This window comes from bacterium (assembly GCA_040753085.1).
Lineage (GTDB): Bacteria > UBA9089 > JASEGY01 > JASEGY01 > JASEGY01 > JASEGY01.
Genome location: JBFMHI010000217.1, coordinates 1 through 3,291, shown reverse-complemented (window position 1 = coordinate 3,291; position 3,291 = coordinate 1). Strand labels below are relative to the sequence as shown.

At 48.3% G+C, this 3,291-nt stretch carries 4 protein-coding genes; all 4 read left to right on the top strand.

Features of this window, described 5'->3' with window-relative positions; translation table 11 throughout:
- The coding region (locus AB1797_13695; GenBank protein MEW5768639.1) for a hypothetical protein at positions 1 to 197 on the top strand (197 nt) is incomplete at its 5' end.
- 558 nt (positions 198 to 755) lie between these two features.
- Positions 756 to 1,217, top strand: coding sequence for a YbhB/YbcL family Raf kinase inhibitor-like protein (locus AB1797_13690; protein MEW5768638.1), 462 nt, complete (start codon positions 756 to 758; stop codon positions 1,215 to 1,217).
- Positions 1,218 to 1,294: 77 nt separating this feature from the next.
- The gene (coaBC, locus tag AB1797_13685) at positions 1,295 to 2,632 is read left to right on the top strand and encodes a bifunctional phosphopantothenoylcysteine decarboxylase/phosphopantothenate--cysteine ligase CoaBC (protein ID MEW5768637.1); all 1,338 of its coding nucleotides are present in this window, start codon (positions 1,295 to 1,297) and stop codon (positions 2,630 to 2,632) included.
- A gap of 129 nt (positions 2,633 to 2,761) precedes the next feature.
- Entirely contained in the window at positions 2,762 to 3,190 is a 429-nt protein-coding gene (locus tag AB1797_13680; GenBank protein MEW5768636.1) for a zinc ribbon domain-containing protein, read from the top strand.
- Positions 3,191 to 3,291: the final 101 nt, after the last annotated feature.

Below are 3,291 nucleotides of genomic sequence, written 5' to 3'. Positions count from 1 at the left end.
CCAGTACTACGGTGGATGGCGGCCTGTACCTAAGGCACTCCCTGGAAACGGGGAGCAAACAGATTGCAGGACACCTAAGGCTATTGGAGAGGGTAACTCGCCAGTTCTCTACTCTACCCTATGTTCCTATGTTCTACGATAATGAACTAACCGCAAGGTTTCACAGAAAATTGGACGGTTATGAACCGTCCCGATAATGGGATGGTTCACTTTACTGTGAAAGCTTGCGGCTGAGAGGTAGGGTGGGCACCGCCCACCAAAAAGGCGTAGATGGCGAACAGATTGGTGGGTAATGTCCACCCTACTTCTGCGGAAGGTTAACTGCGCCTAAAGTTTCACAAGAAAATGGATGATTTTGAACCGTCCCAAAATAATGTAATTAATTTATGCACCGAAGGTGCAAAGGAATTTAGCCGTAGGTTTCAACCTACGGAATATTGGATTGGAAATTGATTAAGCCCCGCAGGGGCGAAGGAGAAAATTTTACCAAGGGGGGTGAAGGAAAAGTTTGTGGTGTGTAGAGGTTAATAAAATCAACGCTCAATTTTATCCGAGAGCGTTCATGTAAAATTAGGAGGTAAAGAATGAGAAAGTTCATTTCACTGTGGCTCTTTATGGTTTTCCTTGCCTTTGTCGTGAACGGCTGTGAGCTGCCTTCATCTCTCACGCCCGCTCCCGAAACATCCAAACCGGCATCTAAACCAACTACACCGGAGCAAACACTGTCTGCTCCACCAAAGAAAGGAGGTCAAGCAATGCCTTTTGAACTAACGAGCAGTGCCTTTGTCACAGGGAAGCCGATTCCCCGCAAGTATACCTGTGACGGTGAGGACATCTCACCACCGCTACAGTGGAGCGATCCACCCCAGGGCACTCAAAGTTTTGCCCTCATCTCTGATGATCCTGACGCACCTATGGGCACCTGGGTTCATTGGGTGCTCTACAACCTGCCGGCTAATCGCCGCACTTTACCGGAAAACATCACCTCTGACGCTGAGCTGCCGGACGGCAGCCGACACGGCAAAAACAGTTGGCGGCGGCTGGGCTATGGCGGCCCTTGTCCACCCGGCGGCACCCATCGCTATTTCTTTAAATTCTATGCCTTAGACACTGTGCTCAATTTAGCCTCTGGCGCCAGCAAGGATCAGTTGCTCCAGGCAATGAAGGGACATATCCTGGCCCAGACAGAGTTGATGGGAGCATACACCAGGCAATAGCGGACAAGCATTTACCTTCCCGAAAGCTTTGAGCTTTCGGGAAGGTCGGGGCAAAGGAGGCGACAGGCGTTGAAGCTATGATACTCAAAGGGAAAGAGATTGTCTTAGGAGTTACAGGCAGTATTGCGGCCTATAAGTCGGCTGAAATCGTCCGGGGATTAATCAAACAAGGGGCCAGGGTTCAGGTGGTGATGACCAAAGCGGCTACGGCCTTTATTACCCCCCTCACCTTGCAGACACTTTCAGGGCAGCCGGTGATCACTGATCTATTCTCTTCCCCTTCAGCTTGGGAAATAGAGCATGTGTCTTTGGCCGAGCGGGCTGATCTTATCTTGATCGCCCCGGCTACGGCCAATATCATTGGTAAGATAGCCAATGGGATGGCCGATGATATGCTCTCCACCCTTGTCCTGGCCGCTCGGTCTCCCATCCTGATTGCCCCGGCTATGAACGAGGCCATGTATGAGAATCCTATTCTGATGGCCAATATCGAAAAACTCAAAAACTGCGGCTTTCTCTTTATTGAGCCGGAAGAAGGAGAGTTGGCCTGTGGAAAGCAGGGCAGAGGCAGATTGGCTTCCATTGAGGTCATAATAGGAAATGTCGGAGCCTCTCTAAATAAACCGTCTCCTGAAAGGTCATTGAAAAATGCCATCTGTAAGCCAGAATTGGAACAATCCGCCATCTGTAGTCCACAATCCGCCCTCAGAACAATCCGCCATCGAAGGATTCTTATTACGGCCGGTCCTACTCAGGAGCCAATAGATCCGGTCCGCTACATCAGCAATCCATCCTCTGGCCGAATGGGCCTTGCCTTAGCCGAGGTGGCTCACCGCTGGGGGGGTGAGGTCACCTTAATTATGGGACCGATTCTCCTTGAGCCACCCCCTGGTATAAACACTATCAAGGTCCAAACGGCTCAACAGATGAGGGAGGCTGTTCTGAATCATTTCCCCTCAGTAGATATTTTTATTTCGGCGGCAGCCGTTTCCGACTACCGACCTGAAAAACAAGCTAAAGAAAAGATCAAGAAGGACAAGGATCGCTTAACTCTGGAACTGGTGAAGACGCCCGATATTTTGGCTGAGGTGGGGCAAGCCAAAAGCGAGCGCCAAATCGTAGTTGGTTTTGCCGCTGAAACAGAGAATCTGGAACAAAACGCCCGGAAGAAACTGGAGGAGAAGAACCTCGATCTCATCGTAGCCAATGATCTAACCCAGGAAGGGGCCGGCTTTGGAAGCGAGACCAATATTGTGACTATCATTACCCGAAGCGGTGAGATAACCAAAACGCCCAGGCTACCCAAAATCGAGGTGGCTGAAGCCATCCTTGAGCAGATTATTAGTATAGCTCGGCGGAAGTTCCTCTCTGGTTTGGAGTCACCAATAGAGCTTCAGGGTTCAAGTGAATATTAACCCAAACCTACCCTTAAACCCTTGAATCCTCGAACCCTGTTGAAACCAGGGAGAAATTTAGGCCGTCCTGTACTATAATGGCCGAAACGATGACCAAGGCCAGAATTTATTTTTAAGGAGGCATAAGTTATGGCTGATCTATTTGACAAGGTAAAACAAAGTGTAGGTAAAGGCCTTACTGCCGCAAGCATTAGATCAAAGGAGATGCTTGAGACTGCAAAAATCAATAGAGAAATAGGAAGATTTCAAGAAAAAAGGAGAAATTTATTAGAAAAGCTGGGCAATATTGTTTATACCATGTATCTCCACAGCCCTACCTTTGATAAAGAAAGGATTAAGGAAATGTGTGAGGCCCTCACCCGCTTAGACGATCAAGTAAAGGATAAGAAAGAGGAATTAGAGCGAACTCATCTAAAGGCACAGGAAGCCCTGGGTATTGTCATGTGTGACTGTGGGGCAGAGACATACAAAGATGCCAAGTTTTGCAGTAAGTGCGGTAAAAAGATAGAAGAGATAGCGGAGACAGTAAAAGGAGGTAACTACTCAGCCTCTATATAGTAGCCTTACCTAGCGAAACCACAACATATTGTGTTTAGGTGTTTAAAAGTTAGCTAAAATTCCTAAAAAACGGCTTTCTATGCAACCTATAAAAGGAGACG